At 61.1% G+C, this 24,645-nt stretch carries 26 protein-coding genes, 1 tRNA gene and 1 pseudogene; 7 read left to right on the top strand and 21 right to left on the bottom strand.

Annotated features, from left to right (window positions below):
* The first annotated feature begins 85 nt into the window (after positions 1-85).
* From cysT to GTP46_RS15435, 5 genes are all read left to right on the top strand, one after another.
* Complete coding sequence (cysT, locus tag GTP46_RS15455) at positions 86-961, top strand: sulfate ABC transporter permease subunit CysT (RefSeq protein WP_161007534.1); 876 nt, start codon at positions 86-88, stop codon at positions 959-961.
* A gap of 1 nt (position 962) precedes the next feature.
* On the top strand, positions 963-1,853 hold the full coding sequence (cysW, locus tag GTP46_RS15450; protein ID WP_161007533.1) for a sulfate ABC transporter permease subunit CysW: 891 nt from the start codon (positions 963-965) through the stop codon (positions 1,851-1,853).
* A 4-nt stretch (positions 1,854-1,857) separates the two neighbouring features.
* The gene (locus GTP46_RS15445; RefSeq protein WP_161007532.1) at positions 1,858-2,928 is read left to right on the top strand and encodes a sulfate/molybdate ABC transporter ATP-binding protein; all 1,071 of its coding nucleotides are present in this window, start codon (positions 1,858-1,860) and stop codon (positions 2,926-2,928) included.
* Entirely contained in the window at positions 2,925-3,857 is a 933-nt protein-coding gene (locus GTP46_RS15440; RefSeq protein ID WP_161007531.1) for a CysB family HTH-type transcriptional regulator, read from the top strand. The genes GTP46_RS15445 and GTP46_RS15440 overlap by 4 nt, the downstream gene beginning before the upstream one ends.
* Before the next feature lie 117 nt (positions 3,858-3,974).
* The gene (locus GTP46_RS15435) at positions 3,975-5,582 is read left to right on the top strand and encodes a methyl-accepting chemotaxis protein (RefSeq protein WP_161007530.1); all 1,608 of its coding nucleotides are present in this window, start codon (positions 3,975-3,977) and stop codon (positions 5,580-5,582) included.
* On the opposite strand, the gene GTP46_RS15430 is transcribed toward GTP46_RS15435, so the two are convergent.
* The 7 genes and pseudogenes from GTP46_RS15430 to GTP46_RS15400 form a co-directional block, all read right to left on the bottom strand.
* Positions 5,572-5,736: a hypothetical protein gene (locus GTP46_RS15430; RefSeq protein WP_161007529.1), complete on the bottom strand. Its 165-nt coding sequence runs from the start codon at positions 5,734-5,736 to the stop codon at positions 5,572-5,574. The genes GTP46_RS15435 and GTP46_RS15430 overlap by 11 nt on opposite strands.
* A 73-nt stretch (positions 5,737-5,809) precedes the next feature.
* Positions 5,810-6,214, bottom strand: a pseudogene (locus GTP46_RS15425) (TonB-dependent receptor plug domain-containing protein); the annotation flags it as partial.
* A gap of 34 nt (positions 6,215-6,248) precedes the next feature.
* Entirely contained in the window at positions 6,249-7,298 is a 1,050-nt protein-coding gene (locus GTP46_RS15420) for an aldo/keto reductase (protein WP_161007528.1), read from the bottom strand.
* Between the two features lie 10 nt (positions 7,299-7,308).
* Complete coding sequence (locus GTP46_RS15415; protein WP_161007527.1) at positions 7,309-8,343, bottom strand: quinone-dependent dihydroorotate dehydrogenase; 1,035 nt, start codon at positions 8,341-8,343, stop codon at positions 7,309-7,311.
* A 33-nt stretch (positions 8,344-8,376) separates the two neighbouring features.
* Positions 8,377-9,105 carry an arginyltransferase gene (locus GTP46_RS15410; protein WP_161007526.1) on the bottom strand — a complete coding sequence of 243 codons (729 nt, stop codon included), beginning with the start codon at positions 9,103-9,105 and terminating at the stop codon, positions 8,377-8,379.
* Positions 9,106-9,145: 40 nt separating this feature from the next.
* Positions 9,146-9,874: a leucyl/phenylalanyl-tRNA--protein transferase gene (gene aat, locus GTP46_RS15405; RefSeq protein ID WP_161007525.1), complete on the bottom strand. Its 729-nt coding sequence runs from the start codon at positions 9,872-9,874 to the stop codon at positions 9,146-9,148.
* Positions 9,871-10,458: an NUDIX hydrolase gene (locus GTP46_RS15400; RefSeq protein WP_161007524.1), complete on the bottom strand. Its 588-nt coding sequence runs from the start codon at positions 10,456-10,458 to the stop codon at positions 9,871-9,873. The genes aat and GTP46_RS15400 overlap by 4 nt, the downstream gene beginning before the upstream one ends.
* A 160-nt stretch (positions 10,459-10,618) precedes the next feature.
* On the opposite strand from GTP46_RS15400, the gene GTP46_RS15395 reads away from it, so the two are divergent.
* A tRNA-Met gene (locus GTP46_RS15395) sits at positions 10,619-10,695 on the top strand.
* 154 nt (positions 10,696-10,849) lie between these two features.
* Here GTP46_RS15395 and GTP46_RS15390 read toward each other — a convergent pair.
* The 6 genes from GTP46_RS15390 to GTP46_RS15365 form a co-directional block, all read right to left on the bottom strand.
* Positions 10,850-11,101 carry a DUF29 family protein gene (locus tag GTP46_RS15390; protein WP_161007523.1) on the bottom strand — a complete coding sequence of 84 codons (252 nt, stop codon included), beginning with the start codon at positions 11,099-11,101 and terminating at the stop codon, positions 10,850-10,852.
* Positions 11,102-11,147: 46 nt separating this feature from the next.
* Entirely contained in the window at positions 11,148-12,182 is a 1,035-nt protein-coding gene (locus tag GTP46_RS15385) for a MerR family transcriptional regulator (protein ID WP_161007522.1), read from the bottom strand.
* Between the two features lie 16 nt (positions 12,183-12,198).
* Positions 12,199-12,465, bottom strand: a complete 267-nt coding sequence (locus GTP46_RS15380) for a hypothetical protein (RefSeq protein ID WP_161007521.1) — start codon at positions 12,463-12,465, stop codon at positions 12,199-12,201.
* Positions 12,466-12,530: 65 nt separating this feature from the next.
* Positions 12,531-13,418: a DNA-3-methyladenine glycosylase family protein gene (locus tag GTP46_RS15375; protein ID WP_161007520.1), complete on the bottom strand. Its 888-nt coding sequence runs from the start codon at positions 13,416-13,418 to the stop codon at positions 12,531-12,533.
* Complete coding sequence (locus tag GTP46_RS15370; protein WP_161007519.1) at positions 13,415-14,299, bottom strand: DMT family transporter; 885 nt, start codon at positions 14,297-14,299, stop codon at positions 13,415-13,417. Before GTP46_RS15370 ends, GTP46_RS15375 begins: the two co-directional genes overlap by 4 nt.
* A gap of 78 nt (positions 14,300-14,377) precedes the next feature.
* Positions 14,378-15,400 (bottom strand): XdhC family protein, encoded by a 1,023-nt coding sequence (locus GTP46_RS15365; RefSeq protein ID WP_161007518.1) that lies wholly within the window; start codon positions 15,398-15,400, stop codon positions 14,378-14,380.
* A 44-nt stretch (positions 15,401-15,444) separates the two neighbouring features.
* On the opposite strand from GTP46_RS15365, the gene GTP46_RS29490 reads away from it, so the two are divergent.
* A complete protein-coding gene (locus GTP46_RS29490) occupies positions 15,445-15,585 on the top strand; it encodes a hypothetical protein (RefSeq protein WP_202414292.1) in 141 nt (46 codons plus the stop codon).
* Here GTP46_RS29490 and GTP46_RS15360 read toward each other — a convergent pair.
* The 8 genes from GTP46_RS15360 to GTP46_RS15325 all read right to left on the bottom strand — a co-directional run bounded on the left by GTP46_RS15360 (position 15,582) and on the right by GTP46_RS15325 (position 24,644).
* Positions 15,582-15,977 (bottom strand): surface-adhesin E family protein, encoded by a 396-nt coding sequence (locus tag GTP46_RS15360; RefSeq protein WP_161007517.1) that lies wholly within the window; start codon positions 15,975-15,977, stop codon positions 15,582-15,584. The genes GTP46_RS29490 and GTP46_RS15360 overlap by 4 nt on opposite strands.
* A gap of 10 nt (positions 15,978-15,987) precedes the next feature.
* Positions 15,988-17,076: a M48 family metallopeptidase gene (locus GTP46_RS15355; protein WP_161007516.1), complete on the bottom strand. Its 1,089-nt coding sequence runs from the start codon at positions 17,074-17,076 to the stop codon at positions 15,988-15,990.
* A gap of 25 nt (positions 17,077-17,101) precedes the next feature.
* Complete coding sequence (gene dut, locus GTP46_RS15350) at positions 17,102-17,551, bottom strand: dUTP diphosphatase (RefSeq protein ID WP_161007515.1); 450 nt, start codon at positions 17,549-17,551, stop codon at positions 17,102-17,104.
* Positions 17,552-18,775: a bifunctional phosphopantothenoylcysteine decarboxylase/phosphopantothenate--cysteine ligase CoaBC gene (gene coaBC, locus GTP46_RS15345; RefSeq protein ID WP_202414300.1), complete on the bottom strand. Its 1,224-nt coding sequence runs from the start codon at positions 18,773-18,775 to the stop codon at positions 17,552-17,554.
* A 17-nt stretch (positions 18,776-18,792) separates the two neighbouring features.
* Positions 18,793-19,296, bottom strand: a complete 504-nt coding sequence (gene lspA, locus GTP46_RS15340) for a signal peptidase II (RefSeq protein WP_161007513.1) — start codon at positions 19,294-19,296, stop codon at positions 18,793-18,795.
* Between the two features lie 120 nt (positions 19,297-19,416).
* Positions 19,417-22,284 (bottom strand): isoleucine--tRNA ligase, encoded by a 2,868-nt coding sequence (gene ileS / locus GTP46_RS15335; protein ID WP_161007512.1) that lies wholly within the window; start codon positions 22,282-22,284, stop codon positions 19,417-19,419.
* A 65-nt stretch (positions 22,285-22,349) separates the two neighbouring features.
* A complete protein-coding gene (locus GTP46_RS15330; RefSeq protein ID WP_161007511.1) occupies positions 22,350-23,306 on the bottom strand; it encodes a bifunctional riboflavin kinase/FAD synthetase in 957 nt (318 codons plus the stop codon).
* A gap of 114 nt (positions 23,307-23,420) precedes the next feature.
* Positions 23,421-24,644 (bottom strand): tetratricopeptide repeat protein, encoded by a 1,224-nt coding sequence (locus GTP46_RS15325; RefSeq protein WP_229258962.1) that lies wholly within the window; start codon positions 24,642-24,644, stop codon positions 23,421-23,423.
* Between the last annotated feature and the right edge of the window lies 1 nt (position 24,645).

Below are 24,645 nucleotides of genomic sequence, written 5' to 3'. Positions count from 1 at the left end.
CAAATGAGAAATGCTTCGTTTGTAATATGATGCATTGGTGAGAATATGCAGCCCTTATAGAAGGATTTGTAATAAGGGAGCGTACATGTCTGCTGTTCTTGCCGCGTCCGGCGCCACCCCACCGGTGGCCAAACGGAGCGCACCATTCCGCGTAATGCCGGGTTTCCGGCTGTCGCTGGGGTTCACGATTTTCTACCTGACGCTGATCGTCCTGATCCCGCTGTCGGCCGTTTTCCTCAAGACCGCTACCGTAAGCTGGGAGCAGTTCTGGAACACCGTCACCTCGGCGCGCGTGATTGCATCCTACAAGTTGACGTTTGGCGCCTCGCTGATTGGCGCCTTTATTAATGTCGTCTTCGGCGGCATCGTGGCGTGGGTGCTGGTGCGCTATGAATTCCCGGGCAAACGCATCGTTGACGCACTGGTCGACTTGCCGTTCGCACTGCCGACTGCTGTGGCCGGCATTACCCTGACCGCACTGTATTCGGCCAATGGCTGGCTGGGCCGCTTCATCGAAGGCAGCCTCGGCATCAAGGTCGCGTTCACCCCGCTAGGCGTGGTGATTGCGCTGACCTTCATCGGCCTGCCGTTCGTGGTGCGTACCGTGCAGCCGGTGCTGGAAGACGCTGAGCGCGAGCTGGAGGAAGCCGCCGCCAGCCTCGGCGCCAACGCCTGGCAGACCTTCGCGCGCGTGGTGTTTCCAACCATCCTGCCATCGCTGATGACCGGCTTTGCGCTGGCCTTCGCGCGCGCTACCGGTGAATACGGCTCGGTGATTTTCATCGCCGGCAATATGCCGATGGTGTCGGAAATTACGCCGCTGTTCATCATCACCAAGCTGGAGCAGTACGACTACGCCGGCGCTACCTCGATCGCCGTGGTGATGCTGGTGGTGTCCTTCATCCTGCTGCTGACCATCAACCTGTTGCAAGCCTGGGCTCGCGGAAAGTCGGGGAAATAATATGAGCGGAGCTCCTGTCACCAACGTGCGTCGCGGCGAATTGCCTTCCGCACCGCAAATCCTGGAACCGCGCTGGGTGCGCATTACGCTGATCGTGGTCGCGCTGGCCTTCCTGACGCTGTTCCTGTTTGTGCCGCTGGTTTCGGTATTTTACGAAGGCTTGAAAAAAGGCTGGGACGCCTACCTTGCCGCCATCGTGGAAGACGACGCCATCTCGGCCATCAAGCTGACCTTGCTGACCGCCGTGATTGCCGTGCCGCTGAACCTGGTATTCGGCGTGGCTGCCTCGTGGTGCATCGCCAAATTTGAATTCCGCGGCAAAAGCATTTTGCTGACCCTGATCGATTTACCGTTCTCGGTATCGCCAGTCATCTCGGGCCTGATCTACGTGCTGCTGTTCGGCGCCCAGGGCTGGTTCGGTCCGTGGCTGATGGATCACGACATCAAGATTCTGTTCGCGGTGCCGGGCATTGTGCTGGCCACCATCTTCGTCACCTTCCCGTTTGTGGCGCGCGAGCTGATTCCGCTGATGCAGGCGCAAGGCAGCGAAGAAGAAGAGGCCGCCATCGTGCTGGGCGCGTCCGGCTGGGATACCTTCCGCCGCGTGACGCTGCCGAATATCAAGTGGGGCCTGTTGTACGGCGTGATCCTGTGTAACGCCCGAGCGATGGGCGAGTTCGGCGCGGTGTCGGTGGTGTCCGGTCACATCCGCGGCGAAACCAACACCATGCCGCTGCAGGTCGAGATTCTCTACAACGAGTACAACTTTGCCGCCGCCTTTGCCGTGGCGTCCCTGCTGGCGCTGCTGGCCCTGGTGACGCTGGTCGTGAAAACCTTTATCGCCTGGCGCCTGAACGAATCCGTCGCCGACGACGCACGCACTACGGAGTAATACCATGACGATCCAAGTTAAAAACATCAACAAGCGTTTCGGCGATTTCGTCGCCCTCAACAATATCTCGCTGGACTTCCCGCAAGGTGAACTGACCGCGCTGCTGGGCCCGTCGGGCTGCGGCAAGACCACGCTGCTGCGCTGCATCGCCGGCCTTGAGCATCCGGACTCGGGGCAGGTGCTGCTGGATGGTCAGGATTCGTCCGACCGTCACGTGCGCGAGCGCCAGGTTGGCTTCGTGTTTCAGCACTACGCGCTGTTCAAGCACATGACGGTGTTTGAAAACGTCGCCTTCGGCCTGCGCGTCAAGAAGCGTTCAGAGCGTCCATCGGAAGACCAGATCCGCCGCAAGGTGAAGGACCTGCTGGAACTGGTGCAGCTGGACTGGCTGGCCGATCGCTATCCACCGCAACTGTCGGGCGGCCAACGCCAGCGTATCGCACTGGCGCGCGCGCTGGCGGTCGAGCCGCGCGTGCTGCTGCTGGATGAACCGTTCGGCGCGCTGGACGCGAAAGTGCGCAAGGAACTGCGCCGCTGGCTGCGCCGTCTGCACGACGAACTGCATGTGACTTCCATTTTCGTGACCCATGACCAGGAAGAAGCGCTGGAAGTAGCCGACCAAGTGGTGCTGATGAACAAAGGTAACGTCGAACAAATCGGCGCACCGGACGAGGTGTACAACCATCCGGCCTCGCCATTCGTGTACGGCTTCCTCGGCAACGTCAACGTATTCCATGGCCGCGTGCAAGACGGCGTGCTGGCCAGTGGCGACGCCAGCTTTAATGTACCGGGCCAGCCGGGTGCGGATGGCAAGGGCACTGCGTATGTGCGTCCACACGAACTCGATGTGGACCGCTACACGCCGGGCGCGGAAGGCATTGTGGTCAAGCTGCGCCGCGCGCATGCGATCGGCCCGCTGGCCCAGCTCGACCTCGAGCGCGGCGACAACGCCGAACTGATCGAAGCAGTTATCCCTAACGAGCGCTTCAGCAGCCTCGACCTGAAAGAAGGCGAGACGCTGGTAGTGCGACCAAAACGTCTGCGCGTGTTCGTCGACGAAGGAGCGTCCATATGAATTTTCAACAGCTGCGGTCCATCCGCGAAGCCGCCCGTCGTGGCTACAACCTGACTGAAGTAGCGAATGCCCTGTTCACCTCGCAGCCTGGCGTGTCGCGCCAGATTCGTGAGCTGGAAGACGAACTGGGCGTTGTGATTTTTGAGCGTAACGGCAAGCGCCTGACCGGCATGACCGAGCCAGGCAAAGGCATCCTGAAGATTATCGACCGCCTGCTGATCGAAGCCGAGAACTTGCAGCAAGCCAGTCTCGAATACACCGGCCAGCAAAGCGGCACCTTGAGCGTGGCGGCCACCCACACGCAGGCACGCTACGCGCTGCCGAAAGTGGTGCAGAGCTTCCGCACCGCGTATCCGGACGTGCGCATCGCTTTGCAGCAGAGTGCGCCCGAGCACATCGCCGAATGGATTTTGTCGGGCAAGACCGACATCGGCATCGCGACCGAAGGCTTGTCGCAATTCCCGGATCTGGTGTCGTTCCCGTGCTACCGCTGGAGCCACTTGATCGTGGTACCGGATGGCCACCCGCTGTTGACGCGTTCGCCGATCAAGCTGGAAGACCTGGCCGAGTTCCCGCTGATTACTTACGACGTCGGCTTCACCGGTCGCGGCCACATCGATGCGGCCTTCGAACAAGCCGGCGTGCGCCCTGACATCGTGCTGACCGCGATGGATTCGGACGTGATCAAGCAATATGTGTCGCTGGGTCTGGGCGTGGGCATCGTCGCTTCGATGGCGTTTGACCACGGCCGCGATAAAGGCATGCGCGCAGTGGAAGCGTCGCACCTGTTCGCGCAAAACACCACCCGTCTGGCAGTGCGCAAGGGCGCCTACCTGCGTTCCTATGCCTACCATTTCATCCAGCAATTCGCGCCGGACCTGACCCGCGCCGACATTGACGCCGCCCTCAACGGCGGGGATCTCTCCTGATTCCCCTGCTGCCGCCACGACAGTGTGGCGGCAGCAGAACAGTTGTCATATTTTCCCGTTTCTCCTGAACGAATGACCCTATACTGAATCCCTGCAACCAACACCGGGGAGCACCGTATGGGCATCGGCAATTGGAAAATCGGCTACCGGCTGGCGGCCGGTTTGGGTGTCGCGATCATCTTCATGATTGGCATCTCCGTGGTTGGTATTGGCAATCTTGGCAAGTTGAATAACAACACCAAGGACCTCGCCACCGACAAAGTTCCCAAGGTGATACTGGCTTACGAAACGATAGGCGGCTTGAACGACATCGCCCGCGCGATGCGTAACGCCATGCTGTCCAACGAGCCGGCGGTGGTGAAGGCCGAACTGGAGCGCGTTGAAAAACGCAAACAGGAAAACGCCGAGCGGCTCGACAAATTGGGCAAGCTGATTGCCGATGACGACGACGCGCAAAGCAAGGCCAAGCTGCAGGCGGTGCTGGACGCGCGCGAAAAATATCTGGTGGTGCAGAACGCCTTCGTTGGCATGTCGGGCGATAGCAGCAAGCACGATGAAGTGGTCAAATACCTGCTGACCACGGTGCGCAAGGAGCAAACCGCCTACATGAACGCGTTGACCGACATGGTCAAGTTTCAAACCGCTGCCATTGAAGAGACCAACGTCGTGGCCGAGCAAGCCTACAGCAGCTCGCGCACGACGATGGTGATTCTGACGGTGGTGGCGGCAGCGCTGGCGGCGTGGGTGCTGTACGTGATTACGCGCAGCATCACGCAGCCGCTGAACCGTGCGGTCGGCATGGCACAAGCGGTGGCCGGCGGCGACCTGACGATGCGCATGGAGTGCAACACCACCGACGAAACCGGCCAGCTGTTGCGCGCACTGATCGACATGAACGATGCACTGGCGCGCACGGTGGGACAAGTGCGTTCGGGTACGGATACGATCACCACGGCCTCCAACGAAATCGCCAGCGGCAATCTGGATTTGTCGACGCGCACGGAGCAGCAGGCGTCCAGCCTGGAAGAGACGGCATCGTCGATGGAAGAACTGACGTCCACCGTGTCGCAGAATGCCGCCAATGCGCGTGAGGCGACCAAGCTGGTGGTGGCGGCTTCTGATTACGCCACCAAGGGCGGGCAAGTGGTGGGCGAGGTGGTGACGACGATGGGCGCGATCAAGGAAAGCTCCAGCAAGATCGTCGACATTATTAGCGTGATTGATGGCATCGCATTCCAGACCAACATCCTGGCACTGAATGCAGCGGTGGAAGCGGCGCGTGCCGGCGAGCAGGGCCGGGGCTTTGCAGTGGTGGCGTCGGAAGTGCGGGTGCTGGCGCAGCGCTCGGCTGGCGCGGCCAAGGAAATCAAGGAGCTGATCGGGCGTTCGGTAGAAACCGTGGATGCAGGCGCGGCGCTGGTCGATCAGGCTGGCAGCACCATGCAAAGCATCGTGCAATCGGTGGCGCAAGTGGCGGATATCATGAACCAGATCAGCGCCGCCAGTAGCGAGCAGAGCACGGGCATTGAGCAAGTCAATCAGGCCATCGTCTCGATTGATGATGTGACGCAGCAGAACGCCGCGCTGGTGGAACAAGCTGCTGCCGCCGCGCAAAGCATGCGCGACCAGGCGGACTTGCTGGCGCAGGCAGTCAGCGTATTCAAGCTGGCCGGCACGCCGCCGCCCGCATTGCCGGGTCGGCGGCTCGCTGCGCTTACCAGGTAAAACCAGCCTTGGCGTAGTAATAGCGGCCGTTGAAACCGTTCGGCGCCCAGCCGCTGTAAGGATTGATGCCGTTGTTATTGAGGTTGCTCACCGACGTGACTTGATCCGGATAGCGGTCGGTCGCGTTGTCGACGCCCACCGACAAGTCCAGCACTCACTGCGGATCGTAAGTCTGGTCCAGCGCCGCATTATTCTGCGGCACGGTAAAGCTGCTGTAACGCGTGACCACCGAGATTGAACCCGGTGGAGCCGCGCAGCGATACTTGTTTGCCGTCGTGCTTCTGGTATGCGCCCACGCCGATTTCAGCATCGCCGCCAGCCGCGCCTTTTTTCAAAATGATGTTGATGACGCCGGCAATCGCGTCCGAGCCGTACTGCGCTGCCGCACCATCGCGCAGCACTTCAATGTGATCGATGGCCGACAGCGGAATCGCATTCAAGTCCACCGGTGCTGAGCCGCGGCCCTGCGTGCCGTTGACGTTGACCACCGCCGACGCGTGGCGGCGCTTGCCATTCACCAGCACCAGTACCTGGTCCGGCGACAAGCCACGCAGTTGGGCGGGACGGATGGCGTCGCTGGCATCGGCGCCGGACGGACGCGGGAAGTTCAGCGATGGCAGCACGCGGCCCACGAATGGTTCTGACTATTGATATTCAAGTTTTGAGTTATTGGCCCGGGTTGGTGATGTCGGCGTGGATCTGGTCGACTTGCTTGATCACGTCCAGCGGCAGCGCGATGTCGTAGGCGTCGATGTTGTGCTTGAGCTGGTCAAGACTGGTGGCGCCGATGATGGTCGAGGCCACGAACCAGCGCGAGTAGCACCACGCCAGCGCCAGTTGCGTCGGCGTCAGGCCGTTGTCGCGCGCCAGTTTGGCGTAGCGCTTGGTGGCTTCCACTACGCCCGGACGCAGGTAGCGCGGGCTCCAGTTGGGCGGGAAGATGTTGAGGCGGCCATGCGCTTTCGGATCGTCGAGATACTTGGCCGTCAGCTGGCCGAACGCCAGCGGGCTGTAAGCCAGCAGGCCGACATTCTCGCGGAAGCAAGTCTCATCCAGCAGGCTGGTTTCGTAATGGCGTGCGGTCAGGTTGTACAGGTTCTGGATGGAGGCGATGCGCGGCAAGCTTTTCATCTCGGACTGCTTGATGAATTCGCTCACGCCCCAGTTGGATTCGTTCGACACGCCAATCGCGCCGATCTTGCCTTCCTTGACCAGGTCATCCAGCGTGGCCAGCGTTTCCTCGATGGCGATGCACGGACGTTCCTGCTTTGGGTTAAACACGTTGTTGCCGAAGATAGGCGCGTTGCGGCTCGGCCAGTGCAATTGGTATAAATCGATATGCTCGATTTGCAGGCGTTGCAGGCTGGTCTCTACTGCGGCCTTGAGGTTGGCCGCGTCGAAGTCGCGCGCGCGGCCGCCGCGCACCCAGGTGATGCCGGCGTTGGGACCGGCAGCCTTGGTGGCGATCACCACCTTGTCGCGCAAGCCGGTCTTCTTCAGCCAGGTACCGATGTAGCGCTCGGTGAGCCCCGAGGTTTCCTCGCGCACCATCACTGGGTACATTTCCGCCGTGTCGATGAAGTTGATGCCGCGCTCGAATGCGTAGTCGAGCTGGCTGTGTGCTTCCGCTTCGGTGTTCTGCTCGCCCCAGGTCATGGTGCCGAGGCAGACCTTGGTGACGTTCAGGTGGCTGTTACCCAGTTGTACCTTCTGCATGTGCTTTCCTTTAGATGAGGGCGTCGGCGCAATCCTTGATGAGTGCCGGGCCAGCGTAGATCAGGCCGCTGTACAGCTGCACCAGTTGCGCGCCGCAGTCCATTTTTACTTTGGCGTCCGAGCCTTGCATAATACCGCCAACGCCGATAATCGGCAGCGCGTCGCCCAGTTCGGCTTTCAGCAAGCGGATCACGGTGTTCGAGAACTGGAATACCGGTGCGCCCGACAGGCCGCCCGCTTCCGCGCCGTGCAGCATGCCGGTGACGGCGTCGCGGTTCAGCGTGGTGTTGGTGGCGATGACGCCGTCGATCTTGTGGCGCAGCAGCGCGTCGGCGATGTTCTTGACCTGATCGCCATCCATGTCTGGCGCAATCTTCAGTGCCAGCGGCACGTAGCGTTTGTGCTGGTCGGCCAGGCGCAGTTGCGCATCTTTCAGCGTACTCAGCAGACCATCCAGTTCCGAGCCGCCTTGCAGCTGGCGCAGGTTCTTGGTGTTTGGCGACGAGATGTTAACGGTGACGTAGCTGGCGTAGGGATAAACTTTTTCCAGGCAGTGCAGATAATCGTCAGTGGCGCGCTCGATCGGCGTGTCGGCGTTCTTGCCGATGTTCAGGCCCAGCACGCCGGCTTTGTCCTGGTAGAAGCGCGAGGACTGCACGTTGGCGACAAACGCATCCACGCCGCCATTGTTGAAGCCCATGCGGTTGATGATGGCGTGCGCTTCCGGCAGGCGGAACATGCGCGGCTTGGCATTGCCCGGCTGCGCGCGCGGCGTGACAGTACCCACTTCGATCGAGCCGAAGCCGAGGTCGGCCAGTGCGTCGATGTAAGCGCCGTCCTTGTCGAGACCGGCGGCGAGGCCGACCGGGTTTTTAAAGGTAATGCCCATCACGGTGCGCGGATCGGCTTTCGGCTGCTTGACCAGTTTGGTCAGGCCCAGCGACGCGGCGCGTTTCAGTGCGGGCAGGGTGAAGTGGTGGGCGTCTTCGGCGTCCATCGAGAACAGCATCGGACGGGCCAGGGAATACAGGAATTTGTTGGACATGGGGCGCTCTGGTTGGTGGTCGCCCGTATTTTATCAGGCGCCCAGCACGCTCCATACGCCTTTGATGCGGGCTTCCAGCGGTTTGAAGTTGGTTTTGTAGGACATCTTCGGACTTTCCTTGATCCAGTAGCCGAGATAAACGTAAGGTAGTTTCAGCTCGCGCGCTTGTTCAATTTGCCACAGCACGTTGAAGGTGCCGTAGGACGCGCCCTCCATGTCGGGATCGAAGAAGGTGTACACCGAGGACAGGCCATCCGACAGCACGTCGATGATGCTGACCATACGCAGCGTGCCGCCCGGCTCGCGGAACTCCACCAGCCGCGTGTTGACGCGGCTTTGCAGCAGGAATTGGGCGTACTGGTCGCGGCTGTCCTGGTCCATGCCACCGCCGGCGTGGCGCTTGCTCTGGTAGCGCAGGTAGAGCTCGTAATGCTCGTCTGAGAACGACAGCGTGGCTACGCCCGCGACCAGGTCGCCATGCTTCAGCCATGCGCGGCGCTGGGTGCGGTTGGGCTGGAACTGCTCAGCCACCACGCGCACCGGAATGCAGGCCTGGCAACCATCGCAATATGGCCGATAAGTAAAGATGCCACTGCGACGGAAGCCGTTCTTCACCAGTTCCGAGTACACGTCCGCATTAATCAGGTGCGAAGGCGTAGCTACCTGCGAGCGCGCCTGACGATTGTCGAGGTAGCTGCAAGGGTAGGGCGCCGTCGTGTAAAACTGGAGCGTCGCGAAAGGCAGGTCGTTCAGGTGCGTCATGCACGTCCTATCTGGCCGGTGGTGAATTCTTTATGCTAGCTTAACTGGCTGGCGCGAGTGGTGCAATTGGTTCCCATCCGGTGATCTGAGGCAATTCAATACTGTTGCGCAGATGCGCCAGGAATTGCGCGCGCGCGATCGGCGCAGCGCCCAACGAGGCTAAATGGCCGGTCTCTTGTTGGCAATCGATCATGCTTACGCCTTTGTCACGCAGGAAGCGCACCAGATAGGATAAGGCGATCTTCGATGCGTCGGTAACGCGCGCGAACATCGACTCGCCGTAAAACATGCGACCGATGCAGACGCCGTAGGCGCCGCCGACCAACGCGCCATCGAGCCAGAGTTCTGCCGAGTGCGCATAGCCCATGCGGTGCAAGCCGGTGTAGCCGGCAATGATGTCGTCCGAGATCCAGGTGCCGGGGCCGTCGCGACGCGGGGCGGCGCAGGCGCGCATCACCTCTTCAAATGCGGAGTCGAAGCGCACTTGCCAGCGGCCGCCTTCTTCGCGGCTGCGTTCGATTTTGCGCAGGGTCTTTTTCAGCGAATCGGAGACACGGAACTGCTCCGTCATCAGCACCATGCGCGGATCAGTGCTCCACCACAGGATGGGCTGGCCTTCTGAGAACCACGGGAAGATGCCGTTTTTATACGCCATCAGCAGGCGCTGCGGCGACAAGTCGGCGCCCGCTGCCAGCAGGCCCGGCGCGTCCGTGGTCAGCGCCTCGGAGACGTCGGGAAAAGGCGTGTGGGTGTCTAACCAGGGGATCACGTGGGGTCGAGGTCCGAACGCATATTGCGGATGATGTCTTGCGTGTGGAAGCCGTAGCTGCCACCTTCGCGGATTTTGACGCGGTCAGCGAAGAACAGTTCCAGCGTGGTGCGGATGGTGGGGAATGCCAGGTCATCCCACGGGATTTCTTTTTCCGTGAACATTTGGACTTCCAGGCTTTCCTCGCCCGGTGCGAAGTCGAGGTCGACCAGTTCGGCCAGGTAGAACATATGTACTTGATGGACGCGCGCCACGTTCAGCAAGGTGAACAGCTTGCCAAGCTTGATATTCGCGCCAGCTTCTTCCTGCGTTTCGCGCAGCGCGGCTTCGCTGGTGGTTTCATTGTTTTCCATGAAGCCAGCCGGCAGCGTCCAATAGCCGTAGCGTGGCTCGATGGCGCGCTTGCACAGCAGGACCTGCAGTTCGCCATCACGTTCCCACACCGGGATCGAGCCCAGCACCATTTTCGGATTCTGGTAATGGATGGTGGCGCAGCTGCTGTTGGTGCACACGTAGCGGGGACGGTTATCGCCAGCCGGGATGCTCAGGCTGACAGGGGAGGCGCATTCGGAACAGAATTTCATAAGCTAGTTGAGCAGTCGATTTTATGCTTACTTTACACCGATTGCCGCCTGCGCGGCGTGCAGGCAATAATGATAGCTCGGCATTTATCCGATCTATCGCGTTTCTTTTCGGGATTGATATTGCCTAAACTCTAGATCTGCCCTATAATAACGGCACAGACGCGGGGTGGAGCAGTCTGGCAGCTCGTCGGGCTCATAACCCGAAGGTCACAGGTTCAAATCCTGTCCCCGCAACCAAATACTAAAGCCGTTGATACCGTTAAGGATCAACGGCTTTTTCGTTTTGGGCTGGGAAAAGTTCAGGCCGAGGATTTGATCAGCCGGGTAGGGATGCTCTTGCGGGAAGGCTGATCGCGGCAAATGGGTATCATGTACAGCCTCGCGCATAGCCTCAAGATAGGATTCTGCTCGCCCAATGTGGTAAGCGCTGCTGCGGACGAAATTCGTACTTCAGCAAATTCGTCATTAAGCTGCGCAGGCGGCGTGCGACATCATCCTTGTCTTCTTGCACCTGGAGCTCTAGCTCCACGATGACGTTTTCCAAATCGAGCTGATCGAATTGCCCGACGCGTAGCAGGCCGATCTGGGTTTCACTCCAGATCAGGGCGTCGGGTTCTGCGCGGTTGTTGAGATGATCGTCCATAGCGCACCATCGTAGAACGCGGATTTGACTTTCAATTTACGCTGAATCAAACAGGCCCGCAAGCGGCGACGGCTTTGCGGATGTAGTCCAGCGTGGCGTCGCTCACCCAGGTGCCTTTCAATAGTTCGGGCTCGCTTTCGTTGGCGAGCCGGATGCGCGCTTGTGTGTCTGGATTGCTGCCGGCGCGCGCGCGGAACAGACGCATCCATTCGCGTGCCAGTGCTTGTGTAGCGGGAGCTTCGGCTTCAATCCCATCCTCCATTTGCCGGTGAACCTTGGCGAGCAGTTCCACCCATGCCTGAAAATGCTTGCTGCTATTGGTGCGCACATATTGCATTTCATCTGGAGTCAGATACTTCGCATACAAAGCCATCTTGCGTTCATTGAATGCCTCGCCGACGTATTGCTGGACTGCGCGCGGAATCGGCGGATGGTGCAGCTTTGCCGATTCCCTTTCCAGCATCTGGGTCATCCGCCACGCGAATTCGGGATTGGCGGCGGTGTCGCGTTCCAGCGTCTCCATCCAGCGCTGCGCTAGTTGCCCGGCTTCTTCACTGCTGGCGGGGATGGCGCGTACCATCAGCGCTTGCGCCTCGTCTACCATCGCGCGCCATACTGCGTTGCGGCGCGCATCCTGCTGCCAGAAGGGCAGGCGGCGCAACTCGTCCGGCGTGAAGTACTGTTCGTACAGCTTCATATGTTCCAGCGTGCCTAGCCAGTCTTCTAGTGCGGGATCACCATCACCGCTCATTTGCTGCTGCAGGCGGCTCAGTTGTTCGCGCAGCGCGGATGCTTGCTTGATCTGCTGGTCGAGCGCTGAAATCTGCTGGGCGACGATGTCGGCAAACGGTGCATCGGGACTGGCCAGGAAGGTGGCAATGTCAGCCAGCGACATGCCGAATTTTCGCAGCGTCTGTATCTGGTGCAGGCGCGCGACGTCGGCGCTGTTGTAGAGACGATAGCCGGAATTGGCGCGCGCCGATGGCGTCAGCAAGCCGATGCTGTCGTAGTGATGCAGCGCGCGCACGGTGAGGCCGGAGCGCGCAGCCAGTTCGCCAATTTTTAGTACCGATTTATCCATGCGTTGCAGTGTAGCGTTAAACGGTGGCTTTGATCAGGCCCAGGCCCGCGGCTGCATCGCCATGCTCGATGTGGCGGAAACCGAATTGCGACAGCATGTGTTCCAGCATCTGCGGCTGAAAAGTGGCAAGCGCGTAGTCGAAGGTGATGCTGCTGCCCGGCGTGCAGCAAGCCACGTCCTGCAAGATGCGCATCACTTCATCGGGCTTGAGCGTGGCGCTGACGCCGAGCCACTTAAGGTTGGCGGCGGCGCCGCATTGCTGAAGTTCGTCCAGATCGTGCATGAGGTTCTCCTTGAAGTTCATGCACTGATCGTAAAGCCTGACGTAGCGTGAGGCTCAAGCGGAATTTAATCACGAGGATGCAAGCTGGCCCACAGGTGGGCGGCGGCCATGGTGCGGTGCGGAGAGTAGGCGGCGAGGATTTGTTCGGTGCGTTTGATGTCGGGTTTGACGTCTTCGCCCAGCAGCGTTTGCAGCGCGGCGCGTACGGCGACGTCGCCATGTAGCGAGCAGTCGGCGTAGCCGTAGCCGCGCAGCAGGCCGTAGTTGACGGTCCACGGACCGATGCCTTTGACACCCAGCAGCGCGGCTGAAATTTGTTCGATGTTGTTGTCGTCAGCGAGGTCCAATCGGAGGTCGCCATCAGCGACCAGCGCGGCCAGACGCAGTATGGTCTCCGCTTTCGCGCGCGAGAATTTGCGGCTGGTGAGGTCTTCCACCGTCAGCGCTGCCGCAGTGCGGGCATCGGGATAGCACCACAAGCCGCTGCTATGCTGGCGGCCTGCCTGCAGGATGAAGGTGCGGCGCAGCGAGATCGCAAACGACAGGTTGATCTGCTGGCCGATGATGGCCCACGTCAGCGCTTCAAACACGGTGGCCGATTGCACGATGCGCAGGCCGGGCTGCTTGCGCGCCAGTGCGGCAAACAGCTTGTCCTTTTTAACGAAAGCGCTGAACGGCGCAGGATCGATGCGCAGGCCGAGGATGCTGATGGCTGCCTCGCGCGCTTGCTCCTGCGTGGCCTTGGATAGTTTGCCGTCCGCTTGGACGGTGATGCTGGCGCTGGCTGGCGCTAGCGCGATATCCAGCACCACGGGCACGCCGTCCAGCAGCACGCCTTTGCGCAGGCGCTCGGTGCTGACCTCTTCCGCGATGCTTTCGGCGTCGCGGCGATGGAAGGCCAGTACGTCGTCGAGACGAAAATCCTGCGGCAGCGCCAGCGTGAATGGCTTCATGCGGTACGGGCCTTCATGCCAAAGCTTGGACGGAAGCCCGTCACCAGTGCTGTGCCAGCGATGACGATAGCCGCACCAGCAAAGGTGTACCAGCCCACGGTCTCGCCGAGGAACATCACGCCCCACAGGATGCCGAACAGCGGGCTAAGGAAAGTCACGGTCAGTGCCGACGATGGGCCGACGTCCTGGATCAAACGGAAGTAGATCAAATAAGCCACGCCGCTGCACAACACGCCCAGCGCAATCACTGCGCCCATGATGCCGACGGTCGGCTCGCCCGGCGCCGGGAAAAACGGCACCACCGGCAGCACTAGCAGCGCGGAGGCCCACATTGAACCATGCGCATTGGCGAACGGCTCGACGGCCTTGGCCTGCTTGGCGTAGTTGGAGGCGATGCCGTAGTTGAAGGACGCGAACAGCACCGCCGCAATCGCGATGCCGGCACCCGGCTTGGAGCTCACATGGTCAAAGCCTACCAGCAGCGCCACGCCGATGGTGCCCAGCGCAAGGCCGAGCAGCACTTTACCGCTCACCATGGTGCGCGACCACACAGCGGCGATCAGCGTGCCCCATAGTGGTGTGGTGGCGTTCAGCACCGCCAGCAGGGAGGCCGACAGCGTGCGCGCCGCAAACGCGAACATCAGGAACGGCAGCGCGGAGTTGAACAGGCCGAGGATGAAGTAGTGTTTCCAGTTCTGTTTGAGGTCCAGCGACTTTTTCAGGAACACGCCAATCGCGGCGAGGAACAGCGCGGCAAACAGCACGCGGTATTCGATCAGCACTGCGGCGCCCAGCACCGGCGCGGCAATGCGCATGAACAGGAAGGAGCCGCCCCAGATGGCGGCCAGCAGGATAAGGCGGAGTAGGTTGGTGGTGCTCATGCGGATTCCAGTGGTGTGAAGTCGCTATTGTCAGCCAGCGCGTTGGTAACGCGCCAGCCGATTCTTGCCATTGAATTGTCAGATCGCGCCAATCTCCACGATACAGGCGGCGTCGCCCGGCTTGGTGGGCGCGGCGGCGTGCGGCACGATCATATCGGTTGGCACGCCATTTTTAATCGCCGTCATTTCGGCGAGGATGGAGATGGCGATTTCGGAGGGCGTCTTGCTGCCGATGTACAGGCCTATCGGCCCGTGAAGGCGCGCCAGCTGTTCCGGTGTCAGGTCGAATTCCACCAGCCGCTCGCGGCGCTTGGCGTTGTTCTTGCGCGAGCCGATGGCGCCAACGTAGAAGGCATCTGACTTCAGCGCCTCCATCAGCGCCAGGTCGTCCAGCTTGGGATCGTGCGTCAGCGCGACGACGGCGCTGCGGCGGTCCAGCTGCGAGTCGATCACCACATCGTCCGGCATGTCGTGCACCAGCTGCACGCCGTCCACATGCCAACCGGCGCGGTACTCTTCGCGCGGATCGCAGACGATGACGTGGTAGTCCATCGCGGTGGCGATCTGCGCCAGGAAACGCGACAGCTGCCCGGCACCGATAATCAGCAAGCGCCAACGCGGGCCGTGAATGGTCACCATGGCCTGCTCGCTGACTTGCAGTTGTGCGCCCGGTGCGGCCTTGGACAGTTCGACCTCGCCGCTGTGCAGATCAAGGCGGCGCTGCACCAGTTCATGCTGCTCCAGCCGTTGCAGCAGCTCGTCGATGCGGCTGCGCTCCGACAGCGGCTCGATCGACAATTCAATGGTGCCGCCGCACGGCAGGCCGAAACGATGCGCCTCGTCGGCGGTGATGCCGTAGCTGACGATTTCCGGAACTGTGCGGCTGATACCTTCATCGCGCACACGCGCAATCAGGTCGTCCTCGATGCAGCCGCCCGAGACCGAGCCGACTACCGTGCCGTCTTCGCAGATGGCCAGCGTGGCGCCGATCGGGCGCGGGCTGGAGCCCCACGTCTTGATGACGGTGATCAGTTCACAGCGGCGCCCGGACGCGAGCCACGCGGCGCTGGTTTTTAAAACTTCGAGGTCGATGGAGTCCATGAATGGAATATACTACGGCGATGCCAATTTTGCAGGGGACTGAAATGCCTCACCAGGAAGACATCAAAGAAGACGACGGTTCGCCGAAATTCGGCCGCTTGCTGATCGTGCTGATTTTCGCTGTGCTGGTGTGCGCCGGGCTGACCTGGCTGATGGCGACAGTCTTCCCTAATTTTCCTAACTAGATTTTGCAAGCCGCTTCGAGTGCGTTGTCGAACGGGCTGTCCGGCACAATGTCTTCAGGATTGAATTTCTCGAACTTGTAGTTCTCCACCGGTTCGCCCTTGCCCATCGCCTCCGGATAATAGACCTGCGCCAGCAGAGTGGTGGTATGGTCTTCGCACGCATACACGTGCAGCATCTTCACTGAGCGATACAGCTTGCCCTCGGGCGTCTTCTGCGCGCGCGCATAGCTTTGCATGGACCAGGCCTTGCGCGTCTTTTCGGTCTTGATCACGCTGGCCTTGTCGATGTAGAAGACGTTGCCGCTGCTTCCTCCCACCTTCATCCATTGCGCCGCCTGCGCTGCACCAGCCGCCAGTATCAAGGACATTGCGATCAGGCCGGACTTGGTCATGGCGCGCTCCTCAAGGAACCAGCGGACGCTTGCCCGCTTGCTTGCTGCGGATGTCGGCGACGGTCTTGTCGATCACCGTCAAGCGGTAGGACGTCGCCGGATGGTTGGCGACATAGCCATTCAAGACGGTAGCCGGATACTGGGCGGCGAGGCGCTGCCAGAAGGCGTGCGCGCCTTCCACGCTGTAGCCTGCGCGCGCCACCATGTACAGCGACAGGTAGTCGGCAGCGGAGTCCAGGTCCTGCGGCATCGGCTTCACGCCGGCGGTTCCGATCAGCATCGACAGGTCGGGACGCACGGCCACCAGGTTGTCGATGATGCTGCCGACCGTGTAGGCCTGCTTGGTAACGGCCGCATGGCCCAGTACATTGTGGGCGATGTCTTTGGCCAGCACATAGGCGATGGCTTCGTCGCTCTGCGCGAAGTTGACCATGCCGCGCGTGATCAGCACGCGCTGGCCGTCGGAATAGGCGTTGACGTTGTCGGAGTTGCCGATGTCGATCTTGAAGGCGCAAGCGCGCGTGACCGGCACTTTGAGCTGCTGGTTGCTGCCGCCGCGTGCCACGGTCAGGTCCAGCGACTGGCTGCTGCTGGCCAGCGGACCGAGAATGGCAGCAGCCTGCGTTTCGGCGTTGGCGCCGATCGGCAGCACCTTGCCGTTGGCGGCGATCAGCGCGTCACCCTTGCGCAAGCCCGCGCGCGCGGCGCCGCTGCCGGACAGCACGCTGGCGACTTCAAGACGGTCACCATAATTCAGCACTGCTTGCGCAGCGTCGACGAATTCGCCGGTGTAGGAGTATTTGTTTTTGGCGGTGAAGCCGAGCAGGTTGCGCGCCTGCGAGCGGCACAGGTCCGCGTTGTTGATCAGCAGGGGACCGGCAATGCGGTACAAGCGATCCTGCAAGGCCACCATCTGGCTTAGTTGCGCGCGCGCGGCGGCCATCTTTGCGGTGACTTCCGGCGGTGCTTCGGTCACGCTGCTGACCACTGCGGGCGCAGGTTCGGGCGCCGCCGGCTTGGATTGGAAAGAGGAGCAGGCGGACAGCAGGGCGCTCGCCACAACGAGGGATAAAGTGCCAAATTTATTCGTCTTGTTCATCCCTGTGCTCCGTCTCCATTCTTTGTTAGTGTTTGCCCGTGCTGCCGAAACCACCGACACCGCGTTCGCTGGTGTCGAATTCTTCAACCACGTTAAAGCCGACTTGCAGCACCGGTACGATGATCAGCTGTGCCAGGCGTTCCATCGGTTGCAGCGTGAAGGCGCTGTGGCCGCGGTTCCAGGTCGAGATCATCAACTGGCCCTGATAGTCGGAGTCAATCAAGCCTACCAGATTCCCCAGCACGATGCCGTTTTTGTGGCCCATGCCGCTGCGTGGCAGGATCATGGCCGCATAGCCAGGATCGCCCACGTGGATCGCCAGGCCGGTTGGAATCAGCACGGTCTGGCCGGCTTCAATCACCATCGGCGCGTCGATGCAAGCGCGCAGGTCCAGGCCAGCGGAACCCGGCGTTGCGTACGCCGGCAGCTGGTCTTTCATGCGAGGGTCTAAGATTTTAACGTCAACGTTTTTCATTTATTTAGCAAACAGGGAATGTTGGGAGATTCGTTTCGAGATCTCGGAAATCAATTGGCGCGCCAAGGTCAGTTTGTCGGCACGCGGCAGAATCGTGTGGCCGTTTTCATCGAACAGGATGATGGTATTGTCGTCCTGGCCGAAGGTATGGTGGCCGATATTCCCTACTAGCAGGGGGATACCTTTTTTCTCGCGCTTGTCGGCGCCGAACTGCACCAGATTTTCCGATTCTGCGGCAAAGCCCACGCAGTACGGATGGCCTGCCAGGTTGGTGCGCGCTGCCACGGTGGCGAGGATGTCCGGGTTCTGCTCGAACTTCAGGTCCGGTGCGGTGCCGTTTGGATTCTTCTTCAGTTTCTGGTCGCTGGCGTTGGCGATGCGCCAGTCGGCCACCGCTGCCACGGCGATGAAAATGTGCTGGTGATCGACATCGGCCATCACCGCATCAAACATTTGCTGCGCGCTTTGCACGCTGACGCGCTGCACGCCGAATGGCACCGGCAGTGTGACAGGGCCGGACACCAGCATCACTTCAGCGCCGGCTTCACGCGCAGCACGCGCCACGGCGTAGCCCATCTTGCCCGAGGACAGATTGGTGATGCCGCGCACCGGATCGATCGGCTCGAAGGTCGGGCCGGCGGTAATCATGATGCGCTTACCGGCCAAAACTTTGGGCTGGAAGGCGGCAATCACTTCTTCCAGCAGCTGTTCCGGTTCCAGCATGCGGCCCAGGCCTACCTCGCCGCAAGCCTGGTCGCCGGCCGCAGGGCCGAAGATGGTTACGCCGTCGTCGCGCAGCTGCTGCACGTTTCGCTGGGTGGCAGGGTTCTGCCACATTTCCACGTTCATGGCCGGCGCGATCAACAGCGGCACGGTGCGCGGACGTGCCACGCACATGGTCGACAGCAGGTCGTCGCAAGCGCCGTGCGCCAGCTTGCGGATGAAGTCCGCCGAGCAGGGAGCGATGATGACGGCGTCCGCATCGCGCGTAACGTCGATGTGGGCCATGTTGTTGTTGACGCGCGGGTCCCACTGATCGGTGAACACCGGGCGGCCCGACAGCGCCTGCATGGTGACGGCCGTGATGAAGTGGGTGGCCGCTTCGGTCATCACTACCTGCACCGAAGCGCCGGCCTTGGTGAAGGCACGGCACAATTCCGCAGCCTTGTAGCAGGCCACGCCGCCGGACAGGCCGAGGACGATTTTTTTACCAGTCAGTTCCATCATGATGCTGCTCCCTGTTAGCGGTTCACCCGGCGCAGTTCGTCCAGGATGAACAAGCCGGCGCCGATGCAGATCGCCGAATCGGCGACGTTAAACGCCGGGAAGTGGCCGATGCCGGCCCAGTGGAAATCGAGGAAGTCGACGACGTGGCCGTACAGCAGGCGGTCGATCACATTGCCCAACGCGCCGCCCAGGATCAGCGACAGCGCCCACGAGAACATGCGCTGGCCAGCGTGCTTTTTCAGCAGGTAGACGATGAACAGTGCCGCACCGATGCCGATGGCGGTGAAGAAGTAACGCTGCCAGCCGCCGGCATTGCCGAGGAAGCTGAAGGCCGCGCCCTTGTTATAAGCCAGCACCAGGTTGAAGAACGAAGTGATGAATTTTTCTTCGCCCAGCTGGAAGGTCTTGGTGATGGTGATCTTGGTCAGCTGGTCGATCAGGATGACGAGGGCAGCGATGCACAGCCACGGCGTCAGGCTAGCCGAGGACTTGGTTGGGAAGATTTTTTTGGTGGCCATGAGTTAGTCGGTTACAGGCAGCGGTCTAGTCGTCATTCCCGCACCGGCGGGAATCCATGCTGAGCATCCGCACTCGGCTCAGCATGGGCTCCCGCCTGCGCGGGAGCGACGGGCCATATCTTAAGCGAACTTGCGTTTTTCGCCCGCACCAAACAGGTTGCTGTGGCAGCGGCCGCACAGGGTAGGGTGGTCGGCGTGGGCGCCAACGTCGGCGCGGTAGTGCCAGCAACGCTCGCACTTCTCTGCCTTCGATGCCGCCACAGCGACTGCTTCTTCCGCTTCCGATGCCACTTCAGTCACCGATGCCAGCGAGGTGATGAAGATGAACTTCAGATCATCTTCCAGGCTTGCCAGGACTTTGAACTTCTCGCCTGCAGCCTTGATGCTCAGTTCCGCTTGCAGCGACGAGCCAATCGCGCCCGAGGTGCGCAAGTCTTCCAGCTGCTTGGTGACGTCGGTACGCACGGTGCGCACGGCGGTGTACTTGGCCAGCAGGGCTTCTGCATCGGCCAGTTCCGGCAGCTGCCACCAGGTCTGCGTGAAGATGGTTTCGTCGCTGGCTTTCCAGCCTTCGGCGCCGGCGAAGATTTCCCATGCTTCTTCGGCGGTGAAGGACAGCGCAGGCGCCATCAAACGCAGCAGGCTTTGGGTCAGGTGATACAGCGCGGTTTGTGCCGAGCGGCGCGACGCCGACGTCACGCCGGTGGTGTACAGGCGGTCCTTCAGGATGTCCAGGTAGAAGCCGCCCAGATCTTCCGAGCAGTAGTTCTGCAGCTTGGAGTAAACCGGCTGGAACTCATACTGCATATAGTGCGCTTCGATTTCCTTCTGCAGCTGCGCCATGTTGGCGATGGCGTAGCGGTCGATCTCCAGCAGCTCGGCCACCGGTACGGCGTCCTTGGCGAAATCGAAGTCCGACAGATTGGCCAGCAGGAAGCGCAGGGTGTTGCGGATGCGGCGATACGATTCGGTCACGCGTTTCAGGATCTCGTCGGAGATCGACAGTTCGCCGGTGTAGTCGGTCGATGCCACCCACAGGCGCAGCATGTCGGCGCCCAGTTTGTTCCACACATCTTGCGGCGCGATGGTGTTACCGATCGACTTGGACATCTTCTTGCCTTCGCCGTCGACCACGAAGCCGTGGGTCAGCAGCGCCTTGTACGGCGCGGAGCCGTTCAGCATCGAGGACGTCAGCAGCGACGAGTGGAACCAGCCGCGGTGCTGGTCCGAGCCTTCCAGATACAGGTCGGCAGGGAAGGGCGACTGTTCTTTGTGCGAGCCGCGCAGCACGGTCTGGTGGGTCGAACCGGAGTCGAACCAGACGTCCAGCGTGTCTTTATTTTTGATGTACAGGTCCGCTTCGTCGCCGATCAAGTCTTTCAGGTCCAGTGCCTGCCATGCGTCGATGCCGCCTTTTTCGATCAGCTTCGCCACTTGCTCCAGCAGCTCTGGCGTGCGCGGATGCAGCGCGCCGGTTTCCTTGTGAACCACGAAGGCCATCGGCACACCCCACTGGCGCTGGCGCGACAGGGTCCAGTCAGGACGGTTGGCGATCATGCCGTGCAGGCGCGCCTTGCCCCAGTCCGGGAAGAATTCGGTCTGTTCGATGCCGGCCAGTGCGGCCTGGCGCAGCGTGGCGCCGCCATCTTTCGGATGCACGTCCATGCCCGCGAACCATTGTGAGGTGGCGCGGTAGATGATCGGCGACTTGTGACGCCAGCAGTGCATGTAGCTGTGATCGAACATCTTCAGTTCGAACAGGGCGCCGGCTTCTTTCAGCGCGTTGCAGATTGGTTTGGAGGCTTCCCAGATGGTCAGGCCGCCGAACAGCGGCAGCGTAGAGGCGTACTTACCGTCGCCCATCACCGGGGTCAGGATGTTCTCGTCCTTCATGCCGTGTGCGCGGCAGGAGATAAAGTCGTCCAGGCCGTAGGCTGGCGCCGAGTGCACCACGCCGGTACCGCTTTCGGTGGTCACGTAGTCGGCCAGGTACATCGGCGACAGGCGATCAAAGAACGGATCGGCCGCGTGCAACGGGTGACGGAAGCTGATGCCTGCCAGCGCCGCGCCGTGCGCGGTGGCGATGGTGGTGCCTTCCAGCTTGAAGCGCGCCAGGCTGGCTTCCACCAGGTCTTGCGCCAGGATCAGCAGCAGTGGTTGGTCATCACGCTCGGTTTGCACCAGCGAGTAGATCACTTCCGGGTTCACGTTCAGTGCCTGGTTGGACGGGATGGTCCATGGTGTGGTGGTCCAGATGACGATGAAGCCGTTCTCGGTCGGCAGCTTATCGAGGCCAAAGGCGGCCGACAGCTTGTCGAATTCGGCAAACTTGAAGCCGACGTCGATGGCTGGATCGCGCTTGTCCTGGTATTCCACTTCCGCTTCCGCCAGTGCGGACTGGCAGTCGAAACACCAGTTGACCGGCTTCAGGCCGCGATATACATAGCCTTTTTCCAGCATCTGGCCGAGGGCGCGCAGTTCGTCGGCCTCGTTGGAGTAGTTCATGGTCAGGTAAGGGTTCTGCCATTCACCCAGCACGCCGAGGCGGATGAAGTCCTTGCGCTGGCGATCAACCTGTTCCAGCGCGTAGGCGCGGGCCTTGGTCAGCACGTCGGCGGTTGGCAGGTTCTTGCCGTATTGTTTTTCGATCTGAATCTCGATCGGCATGCCGTGGCAATCCCAGCCCGGCACGTAAGGCGCGTCGTAGCCGGCGAAGGTGCGGGCTTTGACCACCATGTCTTTCAGGATCTTGTTGACGGCGTGGCCGATGTGGATGTCGCCGTTGGCGTACGGAGGACCGTCGTGCAGGATGAACTTAGGACGGCCGGCGGCAGCTTTGCGCACACGCTCGTAGATTTTCTTGGTTTGCCATTGCTGAACCCAGTTCGGCTCGCGCTTGGCCATATCGCCGCGCATTGGGAACGGGGTTTCGGTCATGTTGACCGGGTATTTGCTTTCAGGCTTTTTTGCGTTTTTGTTATCGGACATGGTATTCGATCAGTGTATGTGTTCAGGTATTTTGTGTAGCCGGCGCGCGTAGCTTAATCGCGCGGTCAAATTCGGTCGGTGGCGCGCTTAGCAAAGAAGGCGCGGGCGATGGACGCGTCATTGTCGATGGCGGCGGTCAGCGTCGGCAGGTCGACGTATTTTTCTTCGTCGCGTATTTTTTGCAGGAACTCGACGCGCACTTGCTTGCCGTAGCAGTTCTGCGCGAAGTCGAAGATGTGCACTTCCAGCAGCACGCGGCCGCTGTCTTCCACGGTCGGGCGCACGCCCAGGCTGGCCACGGCGGGCAGCGGCTGCGCGCTCAAACCGTGCACCTGCACGATGAAGATGCCCGACAGCGCCGGGCGATGCGGCACGCGCAGGTTCAGGGTCGGGAAGCCCAGCGTGCGGCCCAGTTTCTGGCCGTGGATCACGTGGCCGGAGATGGCGTAAGGATGGCCCAGCAGTGCGTCGGCGTGTTCAAACTCGCCCGCGTGCAGCGCTTCGCGCACAGCGGAGGAGGAGATGCGGGTGCTGCCGTTCATCACTGTCGGCAGGGTCTCGACGTGGAAGCCGTACTTTTGGCCCGCTTCCAGCAGCATTTGCACATTGCCGGCGCGGCGCGCGCCGTAGCAGAAGTCGTCGCCGACCATCAGCCATTTCACGTGCAAGCCTTCGACCAGCACTTTCTCGGTGAACTCCTGCGGCGTCAGCGCCGCAAAGGAGGAGGAGAAGTGTTCGACGATGACGCGGTCGATGCCGTTGTCGGACAGCGATTGCAGCTTGTCGCGCAGGTTGGCGATGCGGGCCGGAGCTTTCGACAGGTCGCCCAATTTGTGGGCGAAGAATTCGCGCGGGTGCGGTTCGAAGGTCATCACGGCCGCTTCCAGGCCCAGGCGGTCGGCGGCAGCGCGCACGCGGGCCAGCAAAGCCTGGTGGCCGAGGTGGACGCCGTCAAAGTTGCCGATCGTGAGCGCGCAGGGCGCACGCGCCGCTGCATTGGGAAGACCTCGAAATACCTTCATGGGAATCTGGGGAAAACTATCGCAAATAGGGGATTATACGGGCAAACCCTCAAAGCGAAAAAAAAGCGCTGCCGGCGGGACCGGTCAGCGCTTGGCGCAGTCACTGCCCGAATATTACAGTGGGCGGTTAATGTTCATGACCCAGTAGCGGGCCAGGTCGCCGGTACCGTCGGTACCTTTAACCGATTTCAGGGTCGCCAGCGCAGCAGCTTTCTTGCCAGCGATGTTCTGGGCCAGGCCCTGGTGCAGTTTAACTGCGTCAGGATTCTTGGCGGTGCCCAGCTTGATGGCTTGGTCGATCAGCGCCAGACCCTTGTCGGCTTTACCGGACGACACCAGTGCGTAGCCCATATTGGCCAGCGCGTCAGCATCCTTGGCTTTTACAGCTTCGGCTTCAGCAGCAGCTTGCTTGGCGTCGAACTCGGTCTGGGTCTTGGCGGCCAGGTCTTTCAGGCGCTGGTGGCGGGCGGCGTCGGAGCCGGTGCCCAGGGCGCCTTTTTTGTAGCCTTGGTCGATGATCTTGATGGCTTCGGCCGGGTTGCCGGCTTGCAGGGCCAGCTGGCTCATTTCCATGTACTCGTTAGGCTTGGACAGCAGGCCCAGTTGCAGGCGCAGGCGCAGCAGGTCCAGCGACAGGGTCGACGAGAAGCCTGGCTTGGTCTGCACGCGTTGCAGCAGGTCGGCCCAGGTTTGTGCTTTCGGATACGAAGCAGCCATCTTTTCCAGCGTCTGCACGTAGCCGGCCTTGTCGTTCTGCTTCAGCTGGATGTTGGCCAGCATGCCGAGCTGGTTCTCGTTCAGGCTTTTGGCGTTTTGCAGTTCTTTGGCCGCCTCAGCGTATTTGCCCGAGGTGTAGTAGATCTGGACGATGTATTCCTGGGCCTGGGTGTTGCCCGGATTTTCCTTCAGGACGCGCTGGAAGGCGTTGATGGCTTTTGGATAGTCCTTGGCGCGGTAGTAGATGCCGGCCAGGGCTTCAGCGAATTTTGGCGATTCGGCAGGCGACAGCTTGCCGGAGTTCAGTACCGATTCAAAGGCTTTAGCGGCGGCGTCGTTATCGCCGGCAGCAACTGCAGCCGAGGCACGGGTGCGCTCGATCAGGTAGGTTTCGTTGGCGGTTTTGCCGCCGACAGCGTCGGTTTCTTTCAGTTTAGCCAGCGCTTCTTTATTCTTGCCGGCTGCGGCCAGTTTCTGTGCTTCTTGCAATGGTTTGCCGATTTCTGCGCGCACCGTTTCTGCTGCGTAGGCGACCGACGAGAAACCTGCGATAGGGGCTGCTGCAGTAAAACCAATAGCGGCCATTACCAGGCCGAGATGAGCGAGACGAAACTTGGACATG

Origin of the sequence: Duganella flavida (assembly GCF_009857445.1) — a bacterium.
GTDB lineage: Bacteria > Pseudomonadota > Gammaproteobacteria > Burkholderiales > Burkholderiaceae_D > Rugamonas > Rugamonas flavida.
Note: the sequence above shows the minus strand (reverse complement) of the source record. Positions and strands in the feature narration are given on the sequence as shown.